At 33.1% G+C, this 19,429-nt stretch carries 11 protein-coding genes; 1 reads left to right on the top strand and 10 read right to left on the bottom strand.

What is annotated here, in order from left to right:
• The first annotated feature begins 9 nt into the window (after positions 1-9).
• Positions 10-789, top strand: coding sequence for an alpha/beta fold hydrolase (locus tag RT99_RS14750; protein ID WP_042565524.1), 780 nt, complete (start codon positions 10-12; stop codon positions 787-789).
• A 74-nt stretch (positions 790-863) separates the two neighbouring features.
• Here the strand turns inward: RT99_RS14750 and RT99_RS14745 are convergent, their stop codons facing one another.
• The 10 genes from RT99_RS14745 to recO form a co-directional block, all read right to left on the bottom strand.
• Positions 864-3,629, bottom strand: a complete 2,766-nt coding sequence (locus tag RT99_RS14745) for a PD-(D/E)XK nuclease family protein (protein ID WP_042565575.1) — start codon at positions 3,627-3,629, stop codon at positions 864-866.
• A gap of 63 nt (positions 3,630-3,692) precedes the next feature.
• A complete protein-coding gene (locus RT99_RS14740; RefSeq protein ID WP_042565523.1) occupies positions 3,693-5,168 on the bottom strand; it encodes an OmpA family protein in 1,476 nt (491 codons plus the stop codon).
• A gap of 112 nt (positions 5,169-5,280) precedes the next feature.
• A complete protein-coding gene (kbl, locus tag RT99_RS14735) occupies positions 5,281-6,474 on the bottom strand; it encodes a glycine C-acetyltransferase (RefSeq protein ID WP_042565522.1) in 1,194 nt (397 codons plus the stop codon).
• 70 nt (positions 6,475-6,544) lie between these two features.
• Entirely contained in the window at positions 6,545-9,703 is a 3,159-nt protein-coding gene (locus tag RT99_RS14730) for an exodeoxyribonuclease V subunit beta (protein WP_042565521.1), read from the bottom strand.
• 185 nt (positions 9,704-9,888) lie between these two features.
• Complete coding sequence (locus RT99_RS14725) at positions 9,889-10,485, bottom strand: lipoprotein signal peptidase (RefSeq protein ID WP_042565520.1); 597 nt, start codon at positions 10,483-10,485, stop codon at positions 9,889-9,891.
• A 191-nt stretch (positions 10,486-10,676) separates the two neighbouring features.
• Complete coding sequence (locus RT99_RS14720; RefSeq protein ID WP_026983623.1) at positions 10,677-11,057, bottom strand: TraR/DksA C4-type zinc finger protein; 381 nt, start codon at positions 11,055-11,057, stop codon at positions 10,677-10,679.
• Positions 11,058-11,067: 10 nt separating this feature from the next.
• Positions 11,068-14,469, bottom strand: a complete 3,402-nt coding sequence (ileS, locus tag RT99_RS14715; RefSeq protein WP_042565519.1) for an isoleucine--tRNA ligase — start codon at positions 14,467-14,469, stop codon at positions 11,068-11,070.
• A gap of 201 nt (positions 14,470-14,670) precedes the next feature.
• Positions 14,671-16,590 (bottom strand): hypothetical protein, encoded by a 1,920-nt coding sequence (locus RT99_RS14710; RefSeq protein WP_042565518.1) that lies wholly within the window; start codon positions 16,588-16,590, stop codon positions 14,671-14,673.
• A 54-nt stretch (positions 16,591-16,644) separates the two neighbouring features.
• The gene (locus RT99_RS14705; RefSeq protein WP_042565517.1) at positions 16,645-18,537 is read right to left on the bottom strand and encodes a PQQ-binding-like beta-propeller repeat protein; all 1,893 of its coding nucleotides are present in this window, start codon (positions 18,535-18,537) and stop codon (positions 16,645-16,647) included.
• An 89-nt stretch (positions 18,538-18,626) separates the two neighbouring features.
• On the bottom strand, positions 18,627-19,340 hold the full coding sequence (recO, locus tag RT99_RS14700; protein WP_042565516.1) for a DNA repair protein RecO: 714 nt from the start codon (positions 19,338-19,340) through the stop codon (positions 18,627-18,629).
• Positions 19,341-19,429: the final 89 nt, after the last annotated feature.

The raw sequence follows: 19,429 nt of genomic DNA, 5'->3' as shown, positions 1-19,429 counted from the left end.
ATTATCATTTTGAAAAATATCCTATATAAAAACACCAAAATTTCCTTTACTGATTCTGGCGAAGGAACAGCAATTATATTTCTTCACGGCTTTTTGGAAAACAAAAAAATGTGGCAGGATTATGTTGCTCTTTTCTCAAAAAAACATCGTGTAATTACTATCGATTTATTAGGCCATGGCGAAACAGAATGTCTTGGTTATGTACATGAAATGGAAGAAAATGCAAATGCTGTTAACCTGGTTTTTGAACATTTAAGTATTGAAAAAGCTATTATTGTTGGTCATTCTATGGGAGGTTATGTTGGTTTGGCTTTCGCCGAATTATACCCGGATAAGATTCAGAAATTGGTTTTATTGAATTCTACTTCGAAAGAAGACAGCACCGAGAAAAAATTAAACAGAACACGGGCCATTAAAGCGGTAAAACAGAATTATGTAAATTTTGTTAGCCTTGCAATTGCAAATTTATTCAGTGAAAACAACAGAACGCGTTTTGCTTCTGAAATTGAAAAAGCAAAAGTACAAGCTTTAAAAACGCCTTTGCAAGGAATTGTAGCTTCGCTTGAAGGAATGAAAATAAGAAAAGACAGAGAGACTCTTTTACAAAAAAATCTTTTTCCGGTTTTACTCGTTTTAGGCAAGAAAGATCCCGTTCTAAATTATGAGGAAAGCCTTGCCCAAATCGAAGATACAACCGTAGAACTTGTTTCTTTTGAAGACGGGCACATGAGTCATATCGAAAATAAGGAAGAGTTAGAAATTGTACTGTCTGATTTTTTCAATAAATAAAATCAAAAAAGGCTGTTCAAATGCTATTGAAACAGCCTTTTGTTATTAATACAGTCAATAATTTCATAAACTGTTTAAAGGATTTTTTCTTCGAAAGGAATGTCAATATCAAAAATCTCGTTTAAAAGCAAAGCTATTTGTTCTAAATAATTATTGAGAATTTCCGGAGTTATTGTAATAATAAGTTCTTTATCTTCCTTAAAACCAAAAGGAAGAAATCCGGATTTTAGATTTTTAAACGAAATAATTCCAACTTCAATCGGAATATCTTTCATTTCATTTTCAAACATAAACGCATAAGCCAAAACCTGGATAATTTTGTCGTTTTTAAGCTCTTCTGTCAATCCATTCCACGATTTCAGTATAACGCTTGTTTTTTCTACTTTTCCGGTCTTATAATCAATAATTCGTATTTTTCCGTTACGCAATTCAATTCTATCGACATTTCCTTTAATTAAAACCGGGAAAGGCAAACTCGGATGATTGAATTCACGACCAAAAGTTTGTTCTAAAGCAATAATCTGAACGGCATCTCCATTTTGAATTGATTCTAATTCCATTTTCAGAAAATTAGAAACATTTCGTTTTGCAACTTCAAAAGCCAGAAGATTACGGCCTTTTTTAATTTCACCTTCTTTATAAACTAATTTGAACTGCTTTAAAACTTCATTATCCAATAATTTAAAGCAATTTGAAATATCGCTCTCTGAAATAAATTTACCAATAAATGGCTCATACAATGTTTTTAAAGTCTCGTGAATTATAGTTCCAAGGGTATTTAGCGCAATATTTTCTTCAACTTCTTCGACTTCCCGAATCCGCAGAATTTTTTGAAAATAGAAATCAATCGGATTTCGAATATAACTTGTTAAAGCCGAAGGAGAAAAACCCGTCAATGCAATTTCTTTTAAACGCTCCATCACTGCCTCCGACTTCGGAACCACCATCAGTTGATATGCCGTTGTAGGCAAAGCCGGATTATAAATATCAAAAGTCAGTTGGTGCTTCGATTGTTTTTCAACCTCTAATTGCGTGATAAAACGACTGCGCTCACCGGCATCCAAACCATCATTTTCGGTATTATATATCAAATAAATATTTTTGGCTCTTTGCAATAAATGGTAAAAATGATAAGTATAAATAGCGTCTTTTTCTTTAAATGTTGGCAAACCTAACTCTTTCTTGACATCATATGGAATAAATGAATTTTGGGATTTCCCGGCAGGAAATTTCCCTTCGTTCATAGAAGTTACGATAACTGTATCGAAATCTAAAACACGACTTTCCAGAACCCCCATAATCTGCAGTCCCCGAAGAGGTTCTCCTTCAAAAGAAACCTCTGCAACGTCTATAACTTGTTTGTAAATGGCATACAAAGTATCAATATTATCAATATGGTGATGTTTAGAATAATAATTAATCAATTTGTTGATTACCTTAAAGATTGCATAAACAAAAGCTTTAGCAATTTTCTCTTCTTCATTATCGTTGCTAAAATTTTCTTTTATCAAAAGCAAAAGTGCCGAAATATTCTCCAAAACAGCAACTGCACCACTTTCCCATTTTTGAAACAATAGCTGAAATAAAGCCGTAGAGTTAGATCCAAGTTCAATAAGTCTGCTATGGGTTATAAAAGTGTAATTATTCTCTTTAATAATCTTTACTAAATTGTTTGCATTTGCATAAGGCTCAACCAATGGATGTGTTAAAACATCAAGTACATCTTTATAATAAAACACATAGCTCTCCCCTTTTCTGGAAAGCGCATTAGTATGCATCTTAAACAATTTTGCAATTAATATTTGCGATGGATTATTTTTACCCGAATAACCCATTGTTATATTTAATGCTCCAACCGAAGATGGCAAAGCATACAAAACCGGCATTAATAAATTTTCTTCACCTAAAACAATTGCAACTTTATCAAGAGATGTTTCTGGCATTTTCTTTATTATGCTATCTATAATATTACCAGCCAATTTAGCCTGCCCAATAGTCTTGGGAGTTCCAATTACCTGAATGTTTTTAGATTGAGAAAAATCATCTACAATCCACTCAAAAGGATTTGATTTATAATATTTCCAGTTCTCTTTAAAACGTCTTACAAATAAACCAGCATCATGATATGGATCATTTAAAAAAGTTTGATCAGCATCCCAATAAATTTTAGCCTGATCAAGAGCCAAAAGATGCTGTACAATTTTTTCTTCAGCTGCATTCAAAGCATTAAAACCCGCAAATACAAAAACACGATTTGAAATAGTATTCGAAAAATGATTTAGATTATTAACTGCTTCGCGATAAATTAAACCTTGATAACCAATTGCTTTATTTAATAAATGATCATACAATGAATTGTAATAAAGCGGAAGAAGTTTCCAGAAATCAATGTAATTTTCTAAAAGCTTAGTTTTATTTTCAACTTCGATTCCCCATTTTTTAATGTCTTCAATATCTTTCAGGTAAGATAAAACATGAGATGGCTCTAATAAATAACGATCGATTTCATTAAAATCCTGTAAAAGAGTTTTGGCCCAATTAGCAAACAATTCAAACGACTGTTGATTTTGTTTTTCTGTTACAGAAAGATAAACTTCATAAAACTCAAACAAAAGCTCAATAGAGTCAACAGATCTGATTGATGCCACATCCTGAACAAATTCTTCAATACTAATAATTTCAGGAGAAAGAATGGTGTGCTTAGTTTCTTTTTTGAGAGCTTCTATTAAAAAAACTTTTGCTCTTTTATTTGGGAGAATAATAGTAGTTTCCGCCAATTTAGCCGAATAGTTCTGAATTATAACATTAGCTATTTTTTCGAGAAAAGAAGAATTTATCATTTGATAAAAATAAAAAAAGCCATTCAATTAAGAATGGCTTTTCTACATTATTTACAAAGTAAATTATAGTTTACCTTGGTATTTAGAACCAATGTGTCTAATTTCAGTTCTTCTGTTTTGTGCTTTACCTGCAGCAGTTTTGTTACTTGCAACTGGTTGAGACTCACCGAAACCTTTAGATACTAAGTTATCAACATTTACTCCTCTTTCGATCAAAGCGTTCATAACAGCAGCAGCTCTCTCTTCAGAAAGTTTTTGGTTCAATTTATCAGAACCATCGCTATCTGTGTGACCTTCAATAGAGAATTTCGCGTTTGGATAGTTTTTAAGAATTTCTTTGATAGCATCTAATCTAGCTGGAGTTTCTTTGTCTCCTGTTTTGAAAGTAGCTTTACCTGAGTTGAAGTAGATTGCTCTAGCTTGAACTTTAAGATCTTCTAAAGCTTCAGAAGTAACTTCTGGACAACCTCTGTTAGAAGCAGGACCGTAAACTGTAGGACAATCATCATCTTTGTCTAAAACACCATCTTTATCAGCGTCTAAGAAAGGACAACCACCATTTTCTTTAGGACCAGCAACAGTAGGACATTTGTCATCTTTGTCAGCGATACCATCACCGTCAGCATCTGGACAACCTTTTAAAGCAGCTAAACCAGCAACATCTGGACAAGCATCATCTTTATCAGCAATTCCGTCTCCGTCAGTATCAGGACATCCGTTTAATGCAGCTAAACCAAATACATCTGGACAAGCATCACTAGCGTCAACGATTCCGTCTCCGTCAGTATCAGGACATCCGTTGAATTGTTTTAAACCTGCAACATCTGGACAAGCATCATCTTTGTCGTAGATTCCGTCTCCGTCAGTATCTTTACCTCCGAATTTGAAGATAAGACCTGCAGTGTGTTGGAAATGAGATGGAGTGTCAATTTCTCCATTATAGTCATTTCTTCCTGGAGGATCACTTGGAGAAACTGCCCATTTATATTTAGTAGCAAGCTCTAAACCAATAGCGTCAGTAAACCAAAAAGTAATTCCAGCACCTGGATTTACAGTTCCAAAACTATCATCTCCTAAGAAAGTATAACCTCCACCAATAGATAACGAAGGATCGATTACTTTAGATTTGATTAATTCCTGGAAGCTATATTTGATAGTAGCATCAATTCCATAATACATTAAATCACCAGGATTAGTAACAACATTACCTCTTCCATCATGCCCAGGAGCAGTTGGTCTAAAGTAAACTGCTTTATCAATTTTGTTTACTGACCCTTGTAAACCTACAGAGAAACCACTTCCTACGTATCTAGACACACCAATGTAAGATAAAGAAGGAAGGATATTCCAGTTGTCTTTTACAGCAAATGGCTGCGAAAAATGTTGATCAAAGAATCCACTTCCACCACCAGCACTGGTTCTAGTGTCTACGGCATTAACTCCAAAAGAGATAGCCCATGGATTGTTACTGTCTTGCGCGTGAGAAGTTAACCCCATCACCATCATCACAGCAACTAAAAGTTTGTTAAGATGTTTCATACTTAATTTTTTTAATTACAATTTAGTTAATTACAGACAAAAGTAACACCAAATTTTTTAAATACAAAATGAAATGTTAAAAAAAACCTACAAAAATTATTTAAAATGGGAATTATATAACTTTTAACATTTTTCCTACTGATATAAAAGCATTTATTGCTTTTTCCAAATGTTCTTTAGTATGAGCCGCCGATAATTGAACTCTAATTCTCGCTTTATCTTTAGGAACAACCGGAAAGAAAAACCCAATTACATAAACTCCTTCTTTCAAAAGCTCATTAGCCATTGTCTGTGACAACTTTGCATCATATAACATTACAGGTACTATGGCAGAATCACCATCTATAATATCAAAACCGGCTTTCTTCATACCTTCTTTGAAATAATTGGTATTCCATTCTAATTTATCTCTTAAGGAAGTATCTTTCTCTAGTAGCTCAAAAACTTTAATTGAAGCTCCAACAATTGCCGGAGCAAGTGAATTTGAAAACAAATAAGGACGTGAGCGCTGACGTAGCAATTCGATAATTTCTTTCTTCGCAGTAGTGTATCCTCCCATCGCACCACCTAATGCTTTACCTAGAGTACCAGTAATAATATCAACTCTGCCCATTACACCTTTTGCTTCAAGAGTTCCTTTTCCTGTTGCACCAATAAATCCGGCAGCGTGGCATTCATCAACCATTACCATTGCATCATATTTATCTGCCAAATCGCAAATTTTATCCAAAGGCGCCACAAGACCATCCATTGAGAAAACACCGTCGGTAACAATTAATTTAAAACGGGCACCAGCTTCATTGGCTTTAATTAATTGTTGTTCCAAATCTTCCATATTGCTATTTTCATAACGATATCGGGCTGCTTTACACAAGCGTACACCATCTATAATAGAAGCATGATTTAAACTATCTGAAATAATGGCGTCGTTTTCTCCCAATAAAGGTTCAAAAACCCCACCGTTAGCATCAAATGCTGCTGCATATAGAATCGTATCTTCGGTACCATAAAATTCTGCAATCTTTTTTTCCAATGTTTTATGAATATCCTGTGTACCGCATATAAAACGTACAGACGACATTCCAAATCCATGTGTATCCATCGCATCTTTTGCAGCCTGAACAACATCCGGATGCGAAGAAAGTCCTAAATAATTATTGGCACAAAAATTCAAAACTTTTTCTCCTGTCGAAATTGTAATTTCTGCATCTTGTGCAGACGTTATAATTCTTTCTTTTTTGAAAATCCCGTTTTCTTCAATTGTCTGCAGCTCACTTTGCAGATACTCTTTAATTTTACCGTACATTTTAATATATTTAATATGTTAAAAATTAACAAGTTAACCTCATTAAACTCTTAACACCTGATTAATTTTATCACAAATTTACCACATCGATTTCGGTTCCGATGTACACTAATGCCCTTTTTAACACTTTGTATCCTAAATCCTCAATTGCATCCTGGTATTCTTGAATTTGCTGTGTGTATTTTGAATTTATTGCTCCGGTTTTATAATCCAACAAATATGCTTCTTTGTTTTGGGTTAAAACGATTCGGTCCGGCTTTAAAATCTTCCCTTCTTTTTGTACGATTGTCTGTTCGTTCAGAATGTTATTTTTTCCATCAAAACAAATATTCAATTCAGGGTGATTTACTATTTCCAGAAGTGTCTGCAGGACTTTTTCGGCCTGATCAAAATTTATCAAACCATTCTCTAATGCTTTTGTCACTGCCAAATCAACATCTGATTTATCTTTTATAAAAGCTAAAATCTCATGAACTATATTTCCATAAGATATAGCTTCCTGCTGATGCGTTCCCCACATTAAAGATTCTCTTTGCGCAATTTTTATATTTTTCGGATTTAAAACTTCTGAAACAACAGGAATAGTTTTAACCAAATTCAGTACTTCACCTGAAATAGAAAGTCTTTTTTTATCTCCAAATTCGTATTCTAATTTTTCTGAGTCATAAACTCCTTTGTGCATCAAATATTTAATAAAGAAAGAAGCCATATTATTTGGATATTCTCCATCTTTTTTCTCGTTTAAGGATTGGGATATTACATATAATTGCTCCTCGGCACGAGTTAACGCTACGTACAAGACATTAATATTATCCAGTAATTCTTCTTGTTTTTTCAGATTAAAAACCGCCGAAGCACTTTCGCCAAAACCTTCAACCGCACTGCTATTGTCGATCAAAGCTTTTGGAATGCCTAAATCAGCATCTTCGGCATCAAGCCATAATTTATCTTTGGGTTTTCTACTATAATCTTCTTCTGCAAAAGGCATAATTACGACAGGGAACTCCAAACCTTTTGATTTATGGATAGTCATAATTCGAACAGCGTTATTTCCTTCCGGAGATGGGATACTGAATTTGTGTGCATTTTTATCCCAATAACTCAGAAAATCAGCAATTCCGGCTTGGTTTCGAATATCACGTTCCAAAACAATATCCAGAAAATATTGCACATAAGCATTTCCTTCTGAAGGAAGAACAAATTTAGAAATGATAATCTCTACAGCTTCGTACAACGATTTTTTTCGAATATCTTCAAATGAAAGCGAAACATCAAACGATAAAAGCCATTTTTCGAAATCATTTTCAAATCTTTGAGCCATTCCCTGTGCGATAAAATCATGAATTGGCATTTCAATTTCTTTTGTATTTCCTAAAAAATGCAGGAAGTTAGCTTTTGCCTCCAGATCGATACTATTGTTAAGATATTTTAGCAGATGAACAATCAAACGAACTTCTGTCGCATTTTGAATCATCAACGTTTCTGATGACAAAAGCGGAATATTTTGTTCTGTTAAATAATTTGCAATCGCAATTCCCTGATCTCTTTTTCGGGTCAAAATCACAATATCCCGATATTCAAAACCTTCACGAAGAACATTCTGAATTGTGTTTAAAGTTGCCAGAACATACAAATCTGATTTTTCAACAATATCTTCTTCATCTCCAAAATCACTTTTTTCAATTATTGGAAGAAAAGAAATATTTACGTAACCGCCTTTTTTAGAATTTGAATTCTGAAAACTATGATTCTCGTACAAATCCTTATAATCTTCGTTAGAAAATTCAGTCGAAATCAATTTAAAAAAAGCATTATTAAAATCAATTACTTCACTATAACTTCGGTAATTTGTATCTAAATGTTTGATTAACTTATCCGGATTATTGAAAGGGTTTGCATCTTTACTTAATTCAATAAACTGTTCTGCTTTTCCTCCGCGCCAGCGATAGATTGATTGTTTGGGATCTCCAACAATCATTAAAGTTCCTTTGTTTCCTAAATCATCCTGACCAGAAAGTGCATTATCAATTAACGGAATTAAATTTTGCCATTGCATCTCTGAAGTATCCTGAAATTCATCTATAAAAAAATGACGATAACGCTCCCCCAAACGCTCATAAATAAAAGGCGCTGGCTGATTTTGTATTTCGCGATGAATTATGGCATTGAATTCTGAAATTGATAAAATATTTTGTTCTGATTGTATTTTGGCCAGTTCATTACTAACGGTATTTAGCAATGAAAGTGGCGTAATATTTTTTAAGAATGCTTTATAAAAATCTCTTTTTTCGAAGTTTTTATAAACCTTATCCAGAGATTGAAGCAACTCGGGAATTATATTTTCAATTAATGTTCTGTCTTTGGCTGTTTTATTAATGGCAATATCATCAAACTCATGAAACGTTTTATTTCTCGGATTAAATTTTCCATCACGAATACTTTCTAAATGATTTGGAAAAGTTCCTCTCGAAAATGATTTCAAATCAATTCCGTTTTTTTCAATTAACAAAAGAAGTTCTAAAGCATAATCAGCATTTTCTTTTTCTAAATCGCCACATAAAACCGACATTTTCTTTTTGATGGCAACAAATTCTTCAATTGAAGTATCGTGAAAATGAGAAATTTCATTTCGATTATTTTCATTGAGAACTAATCTTCCTGTTTCAAGAATTTCACGCGAAACATCCCAACTTTTATCATCGTCGGTTTTTTCCATCGTAAAATCTATCAATAATGTTGTCAGCGTTTCATCCTGACCAGCTTGAGCAATAATTGCATCTACAGCTTCTACCAATAAATTTTCGGTATCCAAAGTAACCTCAAAAGTCATTGGCAAATTAAGATCATGCGCAAAAGCACGAATTACCTTATGCGTAAATTTATCTATGGTAGAAATATCAAAAGCAGCATAATTATGAATTAAGTGCTTTATAATATTTTGAGATTTTGTTTTGATTTTAATTATAGAAAGTCCTGTTTCACGAGACAAATCTTCCATTAAATCCATGGCTTTCGCCGAAGGTGTATCTTTTGTAAATTCAGACAAACTGCCAACAATACGGCTTTTCATTTCGTGAACCGCCTTATTCGTAAAAGTTATTGCCAGAATATTACGATAAGCGTCATTTTTTGGGGATGAAAGGATAATTTTCAGATATTCTCTAACCAAAGTATAGGTCTTTCCCGAACCGGCTGATGCATCATATATAGAGAAAGACGGACTTTGCATAAGTTTGGTTTTAGTATTGTAAAAATAGGATATTAATATTAAAAACAAATCCCAAAAAAATCAAATTCCAAATTCCAACAACTATGTAGTAAACACAAAATCCAATAATAAAAATTCCAAATCCCAATATCTGTATTTAATTAATACTTCAAATTTTGGAATTTGGAATTTGATTTTTTTGAAATTTAATTTTTTGGAAATGCTCTTTTATTGAAAATAAGCAAAATACCTACTCCTGTAGAAATCGCCATATCGGCAACATTAAAAATAGCATTAAAAAACATAAAGTGTTTACCTCCAAAAAATGGCAGCCAGGCTGGAAGATTTCCTTCCCAGATTGGAAAATAAAACATATCGACTACTAAACCATGAAACCATGTTCCATATGGTTGTGGAGAAAAAAGTGTTGCTAAATTATTTGTGCTGTCATCAAAAATAACTCCGTAAAAAACAGAATCTAAAATGTTTCCGGCAGCTCCGGCAAAAATCAATGCAATAGAAACAATCAAATAAGTTGAGTGGCGTTTTTTAATAGAATCTGCCAGCCAATACCCGATTCCAAAAACTGCAAAAATTCTGAAAACGGTTAAAATTAATTTTCCGTATTCGCCAGGAATTTTTGTTCCCCATGCCATTCCTTCGTTTTCAATGAAATGGATTCTAAACCAATTAAAAACTTCAACTTCTTCGCCTAAAATAAAATTGGTTTTTACGTAGATTTTCGAGATCTGATCAACAAGTAAAACTAAAAATATGAGGAAATACGCTTTTCGTAATGACATTTTATGATTTTTTGATGCGCAAAAGTAACAATTTAATCAAAAAAAACCCTCATTACGAAACGTTAATTCTTTCATATTAAAACGAATTAAACAAAGTCTGATCTCTTTTTTCAAGGCAGACTTTCTCCCAAAAGCAATTTTGCTTTTTATATAAAAACAAAAAACGCCCCTAAAAGGAGCGTTCTTATATATTATCGTTGTAGATTTTTTGCTTCGATACTCATTGTTGCATGAGGTACAATTTTCAGCCTTTCTTTGCTGATCAGTTTACCTGTTACTTTACAAATACCGTATGTTTTATTTTCTACACGGAATAAAGCATTTTTAAGGTCACGGATGAATTTTTCCTGTCTGATAGCCAACTGCGAGTTCGCTTCTTTGGACATTGTTTCACTTCCTTCTTCAAATGCTTTAAAAGTTGGTGAAGTATCATCAGTTCCGTTATTCAAATCATTCATGTAAGCACTTTTTATTAAATCCAGATCGGCTTGTGCTTTTTGTATTTTATTTTGAATTATTTCTTTGAACTCTGCTAAATCAGCGTCAGAGTATCTTGTAATTTCATCTATCATGGTATTTCTATTATTTTGAAATTAATATCACTGTTTTAATATCATCAAACTCAATTTCTGTGCCGTTTTCTAAAGCGTCTACAAAAACCAAATCGTCTGTTAATGTCTCAGACTTAATATAGTCTTCATTTTTAAGAATTGCTTCTTCTAAAAGACCGCTTCTTTGTATTTGAACTTTAATTTTATCAGTAACTTCAAATCCTGAATCTTTACGGATATTCTGAATTCTGTTTACTAATTCTCTCGCGATTCCTTCGTTTTTCAATTCTTCAGAGATTGTAATATCAAGCGCAACTGTAATTCCGTTTGAATTTGCAACCAGCCATCCTTCGATATCCTGAGATGTTATTTCGACATCTTCTAATGATAAAGTTACGTTATTTCCAGCAATAACAATATCTAGCGTTCCCTGCTTGTCCAATTCATTGATCTGATCTGCAGAAAAAGCTTGTATCTCCTTAGAAATCAATCCCATATCTTTTCCAAAACGGGGTCCTAAAGCTTTAAAATTAGGTTTAATCTGTTTTACCAAAATTCCTGAATCATCATCTAAAAGCAGGATTTCTTTTACATTTACCTCTGCCTTTACTAAGTCAGAAATAGCTAGAATTTCAGCTCTTTGATTCTCGTCAAGTACCGGAATCATTACCTTTTGCAAAGGTTGACGCACTTTTATCATTTCCTTTTTACGCAGTGAAAGAACCAAAGATGAGATAGTTTGCGCTTTCTGCATTTTGCTTTCCAACGTTTTATTAACAAAGTTTTCGACAAATTTTGGGAATTCTGCCAAGTGAACACTGCTATATTGCTCAGTTTGCGTCGAACTTGTTAAATCGCGGTACAATTTATCCATGAAAAAAGGAGCGATTGGAGCGCTTAATTTACTGATCGTTAACAAACAAGTATAAAGCGTTTGATAAGCTGCAATTTTATCGTGAGCATATTCGCCTTTCCAGAAGCGACGACGACATAAACGAACGTACCAGTTACTTAAGTTTTCCTGAACAAAGTCGGAAATCGCTCTTGCTGCTTTTGTTGGCTCATAATCTTCATAACATTCGTCAACAAATTTTATTAACGTGTGTAATTCAGATATAATCCATTGATCGATTTCAGGTCTTTCGTTTAACGGAATTTCCGCTTCAGCGTATTTAAACCCATCGATATTGGCATATAACGAAAAGAATGAATAAGTGTTGTATAATGTTCCGAAGAATTTACGACGCACCTCAGCAATTCCCTCAATATCAAATTTTAAGTTATCCCACGGATTTGCGTTTGAGATCATGTACCAACGTGTGGCATCAGGACCGTATTCTGCAATTGTTTCAAAAGGATCTGTCGCGTTTCCTAAACGTTTCGACATTTTTTGTCCGTTTTTATCCAGAACCAAACCATTCGAAACTACATTTTTATAAGCTACTTTATCAAAAACTAAAGTTCCGATTGCGTGCAGCGTGTAAAACCATCCACGAGTCTGATCGACACCTTCTGCAATGAAATTTGCAGGAAAATCTTTGTTCTCGTCGATTTTGTCTTTGTTTTCAAAAGGATAATGCCATTGTGCATACGGCATTGCTCCAGAATCGAACCAAACATCAATTAAATCACTTTCGCGTTTCATTGGTTTTCCTGAAGCCGAAACTAACGTAATTTCATCAACTACATTTTTGTGTAAATCGATTAAATCATAGTTTGACTCAGACATGTTTCCGATTTCAAAACCTTTAAACGGATTTTCTTTTTGAAAACCTGCTTCGATAGATTTCTCGATCGCATTGTATAATTCTTCAACAGAACCAATAAGAACTTCTTCTTTTTTATCTTCAGTTCTCCAAATTGGCAACGGAATTCCCCAATATCTAGAACGAGATAAGTTCCAGTCGTTGGCATTTTTTAACCAATTTCCAAAACGTCCTTCACCAGTAGACTTAGGTTTCCAGTTGATAGTTTCGTTCAGGTCGAACATTCTATCTTTTACATCGGTTACTTTAATAAACCATGAATCTAGTGGATAATATAACAACGGTTCATCAGTTCTCCAACTGTGTGGATAACTATGTACGTATTTTTCAACCTTAAAGGCTTTATTTTCTTCTTTTAATCGAATCGCAATTTCAACATCAACAGAACGCTCTGGCGCCTGACCCGCATCATAATATTCGTTTTTAACGTATTTACCAGCCAATTCTCCTAAATGCGAAGTGAATTTTCCTTGTAAATCTACTAGAGGAACTGCAGTTCCGTTTTCGTCTAAAACTAACATTGGCGGTACTTCCGGAGTTGCTTCTTTTGCAACTTTAGCATCATCTGCACCAAAAGTTGGAGCTGTATGTACAATTCCTGTTCCGTCTTCTGTAGTTACGAAATCTCCGGCGATTACTCTAAATGCATTTTCAGCATTTTGATAAGGCAATACGTATGGTAATAATTGCTCGTAACGAATTTCAACTAAATCAATTCCTTTCGCTTCCGCTAAAATTTTATACGGAAGTTTTTTATCTCCTTCTTTTACATTATCGAAATCAGCATCGTCTTCGCTTGCAAAAAATCCTTTTCCGAATTGTTTTCCAACTAAATTTTTAGCCAAAACAACATTTACAGGTTCAAAAGTATATTGATTGAAAGTTTTTACTAAAACATAATCGATTTTTGGACCAACTGTTAAAGCAGTATTCGAAGGCAATGTCCAAGGTGTTGTCGTCCATGCCAAAATGTGAATATCTCCAAAACCTTGTAAAAAGCTTGGAAGCGTTTCCGGTAAAGTTTTAAATTGTGCTACAATCGTAGTATCTGTAACATCTCTATAAGCTCCGGGCTGGTTTACTTCGTGAGAAGACAATCCTGTTCCTGCTTTTGGAGAATAAGGCTGAATGGTGTATCCTTTGTACAACAAACCTTTATCGTAGATTTGTTTTAAAAGCCACCAAACCGATTCCATGTATTTTGGTTTATAAGTCACATACGGATCTTCCATATCTACCCAATACCCCATTTTTTCGGTCAAATCATTCCATACGTCGGTATAACGCATTACGGTTTTTTTACACGCTTCGTTATATTCTTCGATAGAAATTGTTTTACCAATATCTTCTTTTGTAATTCCTAATTCTTTCTCGGTACCCAATTCTACAGGTAATCCGTGTGTATCCCAACCTGCTTTTCTTTTTACCTGAAAACCTTTTTGAGTTTTATATCTGCAAAAAATATCCTTAATTGCACGTGCCATCACGTGGTGAATTCCCGGTAATCCGTTTGCTGAAGGCGGACCTTCAAAAAACACATAAGGCTCTGCGCCTTCGCGGGTTGTTACACTTTTTTCAAATATATTTTCTTTCTTCCAAAAATCAAGAACTTCTGACGCTACTGTTGGCAAGTCAAGTCCTTTGTATTCAGTAAATTTTGTACTCATTTTATCCTTTTCTTAAACGAGGTGCGAAAGTAAGAAATTTTGAATTATTGACCGCCAATTTCTTGAAATTTCACAAACTTTTGTTGAGATAATAAATACAAAAACAAAAGAATCGATTAGTTTCTGGTATTATTCTCAAAACTTTGAGCAAATAAACCAAAAACTAATCGATTCTAAATATCCGTAACAGGATGGTAACAATTATTTAAATCCGCCGAAATATACTTCTTTCATAAAGATTCGATTTCCAAAAACAGGATTAATTTCAATCTTCTCCCTTTGTTCCTGAAAAATGGTTTCTCCGTTAAAATCTTCAATTTCATAATTGATTTTGTATGGTATTTTCCCAGAATTTAATGCTGCAACCGGACGATAATCTCCAAAAAGTTTTTTCTCGAAAAAGCTCTTGTTGCCGTTATCAAATTCTGTTTTTTCAGTAGAAACGATATTGAAATTTTCTTTATCAATAAAAACGTGATAATCTGTTTTAGGAATTGTTCTGTTTCCCGTACTTAATGTTTTTTCAAAATAATTCAAATGATAACACATTCTTCCTTCGTACATTTCATCTTGCAGAACTTCAAAATTATTCCATAAATCAAGTCTTAAATCGGTAAGAAAGTTGATTAAGTCTACATTTTTAGACAAATTGCCAAAATCATACGGTGTTAATTTTGTCCATTTTGCATTTAATCCGCTTTCGCGATCGTCATGGCTCCAGGCTTCGGCTCCATTAACGATTTCATAATAGCTTTCGGGCATTTTTTTTCTAAGAAGATAATTCGAGTTCGTTGCCCATTTTTCTTCTGTTTGAGATACATTATTTCCTTCAATTTTTAATTTCGAAAACAAATGTGCTTTTTCGACTTTTTTTAAGGCTTCACTTCCTCCTAAATTAGCAACCACTTTTGACAGTAAATTAGCATTTAGCTGATACGGAATAGAATCAAGCATATTAAATCTTTGCATTCTTGCTTTCTCTACGCTTGCTTCTCTGTTTGCTTTTTCAACTTCCCATTCTGCTTCTTGTTGTGATATTTTTTCAAAAAAAGCTAATCTTTTTTCTTCTTTTTCCTCGGCAATTTTAACACCTAATTTTTTAAGATCGGCAAAACGGGTGGTATGGCTTCTTATTTTTTTATCGGCAAAATAACCATTATTTACTTTTTTAATAATCGAAGATCCTCTTGAATCCTGTTTGTCATTCTCGACAAGTAAATTGGCATACGTTAATGCTTTTTCTTTGTTTTCAAGTAAAAAATAAGTCTCAGCCAAATTGTTGGTTACAATAAAGCGGATGTTTTCGTTTGCAGGCGAAGGAGGATATTTAACCAGCAAGCTTTCCAGATATTGCAAATGTGGTGTCAGCAACTTTTCATCTAAACCTTTTTCCAGGGTCACTTTTTCCATCTGAGCCGTTATTTCGTTCTCAAATGCCAACATTTGGTTGTATTCAGAATGCCCTTTAGAAGTTACAAATTCAAATTTTATTTTGGCTTCGTCTACATAATAAGCCAATTTATAATTTAGAAAATTCTGAATTCTGTCGACAGAACTAAAAATGATATGATCTATCCCTAATTCTTCTGCTGTATAATCACCGTCTTTTTCAGCTTGTGCACTTCTTTTATTACTTAGCTCAACAGCAAGTTTCACCTTACCTTTTTCGTACATACCTCCAACTATATGTGATTCCGTACTATTAAAATCCTGAGTAAATAAAATTTTATCTCCACACTTAGCATCCACTTTTATTCTTACATCATAATTAGAATAAACCTGAAATTCCCAGCTATTTCTTTTTTTATCAAATGTGCTATCTACTTTCGTTGCATTGAACTTAGGCAACGCAACAGTCAAGAAAATTTTTAGTTTTCCGTTTGCAGGATCCTTTATAAAACCATCTATGTGAAAATATTTTTTCTTTAAAATAATCTCCTCTTGAATCAACTCTTTATCCATCTGATAAAAAGTGGTTTGCGTTAGAGCATTATCAAGAACAGGAAATTCTGAATATTTTATTACGGGTATATAAAATTTCTTCTTTTTTGAATTTATTTTTTCTTGTGCCTGAATTGAGGTAATTACAAGCAGAATAATAAAGAGTAAAGTTTTTTTCATAGGCAAAAAAAAAAGCCATCAGAAGTAAATCCTGATGGCTTTTATGTGTTATTATTATTTTTTGTTGAAGATTTGAATAGATTTATCCGAAACATAAAAAATGTTTTGTGTCGCAGGATCTATTTCATAAAGTGGTTTGTTGTTGTTGAAGATAATTTTGTCAACTTCAACTCCGTCAGCTTTATTTACTTTAACTAATATTTTTTCTCCTGTATCTGCTTTTGCAAAAATATAAGAGTAATCTCTGTTTTGTTTCATTGCGTTGAAACGTTTGTCAAATTTAGCCGCTACCAATCCCAAAGCTGCTGAACCAGCTGCCATATCTCTTGATTGTTTCATTTTTGATGAATTCTCTTCTCTAACAACAGTAGATCTCATGTTTCCGTTAGAATCACGATATGTCATTGTTAATTCAGAACCTTGTATAGCACTTACTCCAGAACCAATTCCTAAACCAATACTTCCTGCAATTGCAGCACTTTTAAGTAAACGTCTTGTTCCTTCGCCTGGTTGTGTGTATACGTGGTGGTATTTTACAGTTCCGTCCAGATTAACTCCCATTACTTCAACTGGGCCGGAAAGAACAACTCCCCAAGGGAATAATTCGATACTGTTTAATTCTTTTTCTTTTTTGATGTTTACTTTAGCAAACGGCTCTGGCTTATCGCTGATGCTTGGGTCAAATTTGTATAATTTTTCGTCGTTGTAAACTAAATACGAATTTGTTGCTTCGTCGTAAGTTGGTAAAACCGGACGGCTTTTATCAAAATTGATGTTACGTTTCCAAAGTTTAATTCCGGTTTTGTAATCAACCATGTTTCCGTAAGTACCAGTTAAGTACATTACTTTTTCACCTACTTTACCTAAGTAATAAATTGGATCTTCTTTGTCATCAGAAATTTCGATGAATTTTTTCCAAAGTTTTTCTCCGTCTTTATTGATTAGCATCATTTCATTTTCTGCAACATATAAGAAATCCTGATCGATAGGAATTACTCTTTTCAATCCATCTCCACGTGCATCTTTTTTCCAGATTTTTTCTCCTGTTTTTAAATCAAAAAAGTTAAAACCACTATTATGAGCCACTAATAACTTTGTTCCCCAATCTTCTAAATAAACAACTTGTTTTGTTTTGATAGATTCTTTCCATATACTTTTTCCGTCATCTGTACTTAAAACATTTAAATATTGTTTGTTAGAAAATAAACCTGCAGCGTTCACTACAACAATATTTTTATCGTTTTGTGTTTCATAGAATTTTGTATATTCTTCAGCTGCTTTCCAGTTTAATTTTCCAGTTTCTTTATCAAAAGAATACAAATTACCGTAAAGTAAATAATAAACAGTATTTCCGTGAATTTTTGCTTTGTTGGTATTAGCAGATAATTTCAAAGAAAAACTAATCATTGCTTTTGCTTTGTCAACAGTTGTAGTCCATTTAAGTTCCCCTGTAGCCATATCCAATAAAGCAATTGCCATATCTCCGTCTTTTTTCAAAGTAAGAAGATATTCATTCGTTTCAGGAATAAAATCTGATTGAAATACCCAGAAAGATTCTTTAGAAGAGTTGTAAACAACTTTTCCTGTATCTGTATTGATAATTAAATACTTTGAATTGATATAAGCTTCAACATAAGGACTTCCCGAAACGGTTGTTAAGTCTCTTTTGTCTTTGAACATGTTTCCAAAATCTGGATCAGTTAATATATCTTTAGACGTAATTGTTCCAAAATCTTCTTTCGTTAAAGTCCAGACAACTTTTTTTGTTTCAGGATCTAAACCTTTTACAGTTCCACCTTCTTTAAAAACAACAATTCCTGTTATTTCGTTTTGAACAATATCCTGTACACTGTTCTCTGTTGTGATTATTTCATCGTATTTTCTTTGAGCAGTCGCCGAAAAGGCAACTAAGAAAAGCAAAATAATCGAAAAAGTAATTTTCTTCATAGTTGTTAGCTTATAAAATTAATAAATTAAGTATGGGCAAATTTTTGATCTCACTAATCGTTTGCGAATATATATAAATTATACTTTAATTAAGAAAAAATTTCCCTCAAAACATCTAGCGATTTTGGCCTCTTAAATCCCTCTAAATGAAAACTATAATACTCAATTAAGACTTTTAGTAAGACTTGTCTTTCAACCACATGAAATACCCTTTGATCGTTGTCAAATTTTAGGTCAATTAATTTTTTAAACAGATTTGTTTCATGCTCCGTTAAGGCATTTATTCCATGAAAAAGTGTAAAAACGCCATCGTTCATTTCAAAAAAAGGCAAATCAATTTCGGAAATATCCGGATAAAAACCCAAATATTTTGTTGCCTCTAAAAGTAGGATTAAATGAAAATTGGAAACTTCGTCGTGATGGTCAAACCAGATTAAGGCGTTTTCTAAAAATTCAAAAAGTGATTCGTTTTTTTCTTCTTCCTGAATAGAATGATGCAGCATTTCTGAAAGAAACATTACAATAGTGCTTTTTACAATGTCGGTATGAATGGTTTGAAAAGGAACTGCCGTTTTTATTTCTTTTAAATTTTCAAGCGTGCCTTTGTTCTTATGAACAGCTTCAATTTCTAAAATCGAAAATGGCTGGAAATAAGCAATCTTCTGACTGGTTTTTCGATTTGAAAAAGCGTCACGCACAAAATAAGATTTCAGTCCGCTTGAAAGTGTAAAACATTTTACGATCAAACTTTTTTCCTGAAATTTTAATGCTGAAATAACAATTGCTTTGGTTTTGACTAACAACTTTTAATTTAGATTTTAGATTATTAGACTTCTTATATATTAGACTTTTGATTGTAGTCATTAATTAGATTATTTAGTCCAAATAATTA

Source organism: Flavobacterium sp. MEB061 (genome assembly GCF_000834715.1).
GTDB classification, from domain to species: domain Bacteria; phylum Bacteroidota; class Bacteroidia; order Flavobacteriales; family Flavobacteriaceae; genus Flavobacterium; species Flavobacterium pectinovorum.
The sequence above is the reverse complement of the archived record's forward strand: the minus strand, read 5'-3'. Positions and strand labels throughout refer to the sequence as shown.

What these genes read in the sequence shown, in the direction of transcription:
- RT99_RS14725 (WP_042565520.1), bottom strand. Translation starts at nt 10,485, where the DNA reads ATGTCATTACGAAAAGCGTATTTCCTCATATTTTTAGTTTTACTTGTT.
- RT99_RS14720 (WP_026983623.1), bottom strand. Translation starts at nt 11,057, where the DNA reads ATGATAGATGAAATTACAAGATACTCTGACGCTGATTTAGCAGAGTTC.
- ileS (WP_042565519.1), bottom strand. Translation starts at nt 14,469, where the DNA reads ATGAGTACAAAATTTACTGAATACAAAGGACTTGACTTGCCAACAGTA.
- RT99_RS14745 (WP_042565575.1), bottom strand. Translation starts at nt 3,629, where the DNA reads ATGATAAATTCTTCTTTTCTCGAAAAAATAGCTAATGTTATAATTCAG.
- kbl (WP_042565522.1), bottom strand. Translation starts at nt 6,474, where the DNA reads ATGTACGGTAAAATTAAAGAGTATCTGCAAAGTGAGCTGCAGACAATT.
- RT99_RS14740 (WP_042565523.1), bottom strand. Translation starts at nt 5,168, where the DNA reads ATGAAACATCTTAACAAACTTTTAGTTGCTGTGATGATGGTGATGGGG.
- RT99_RS14730 (WP_042565521.1), bottom strand. Translation starts at nt 9,703, where the DNA reads ATGCAAAGTCCGTCTTTCTCTATATATGATGCATCAGCCGGTTCGGGA.
- RT99_RS14710 (WP_042565518.1), bottom strand. Translation starts at nt 16,590, where the DNA reads ATGAAAAAAACTTTACTCTTTATTATTCTGCTTGTAATTACCTCAATT.
- RT99_RS14705 (WP_042565517.1), bottom strand. Translation starts at nt 18,537, where the DNA reads ATGAAGAAAATTACTTTTTCGATTATTTTGCTTTTCTTAGTTGCCTTT.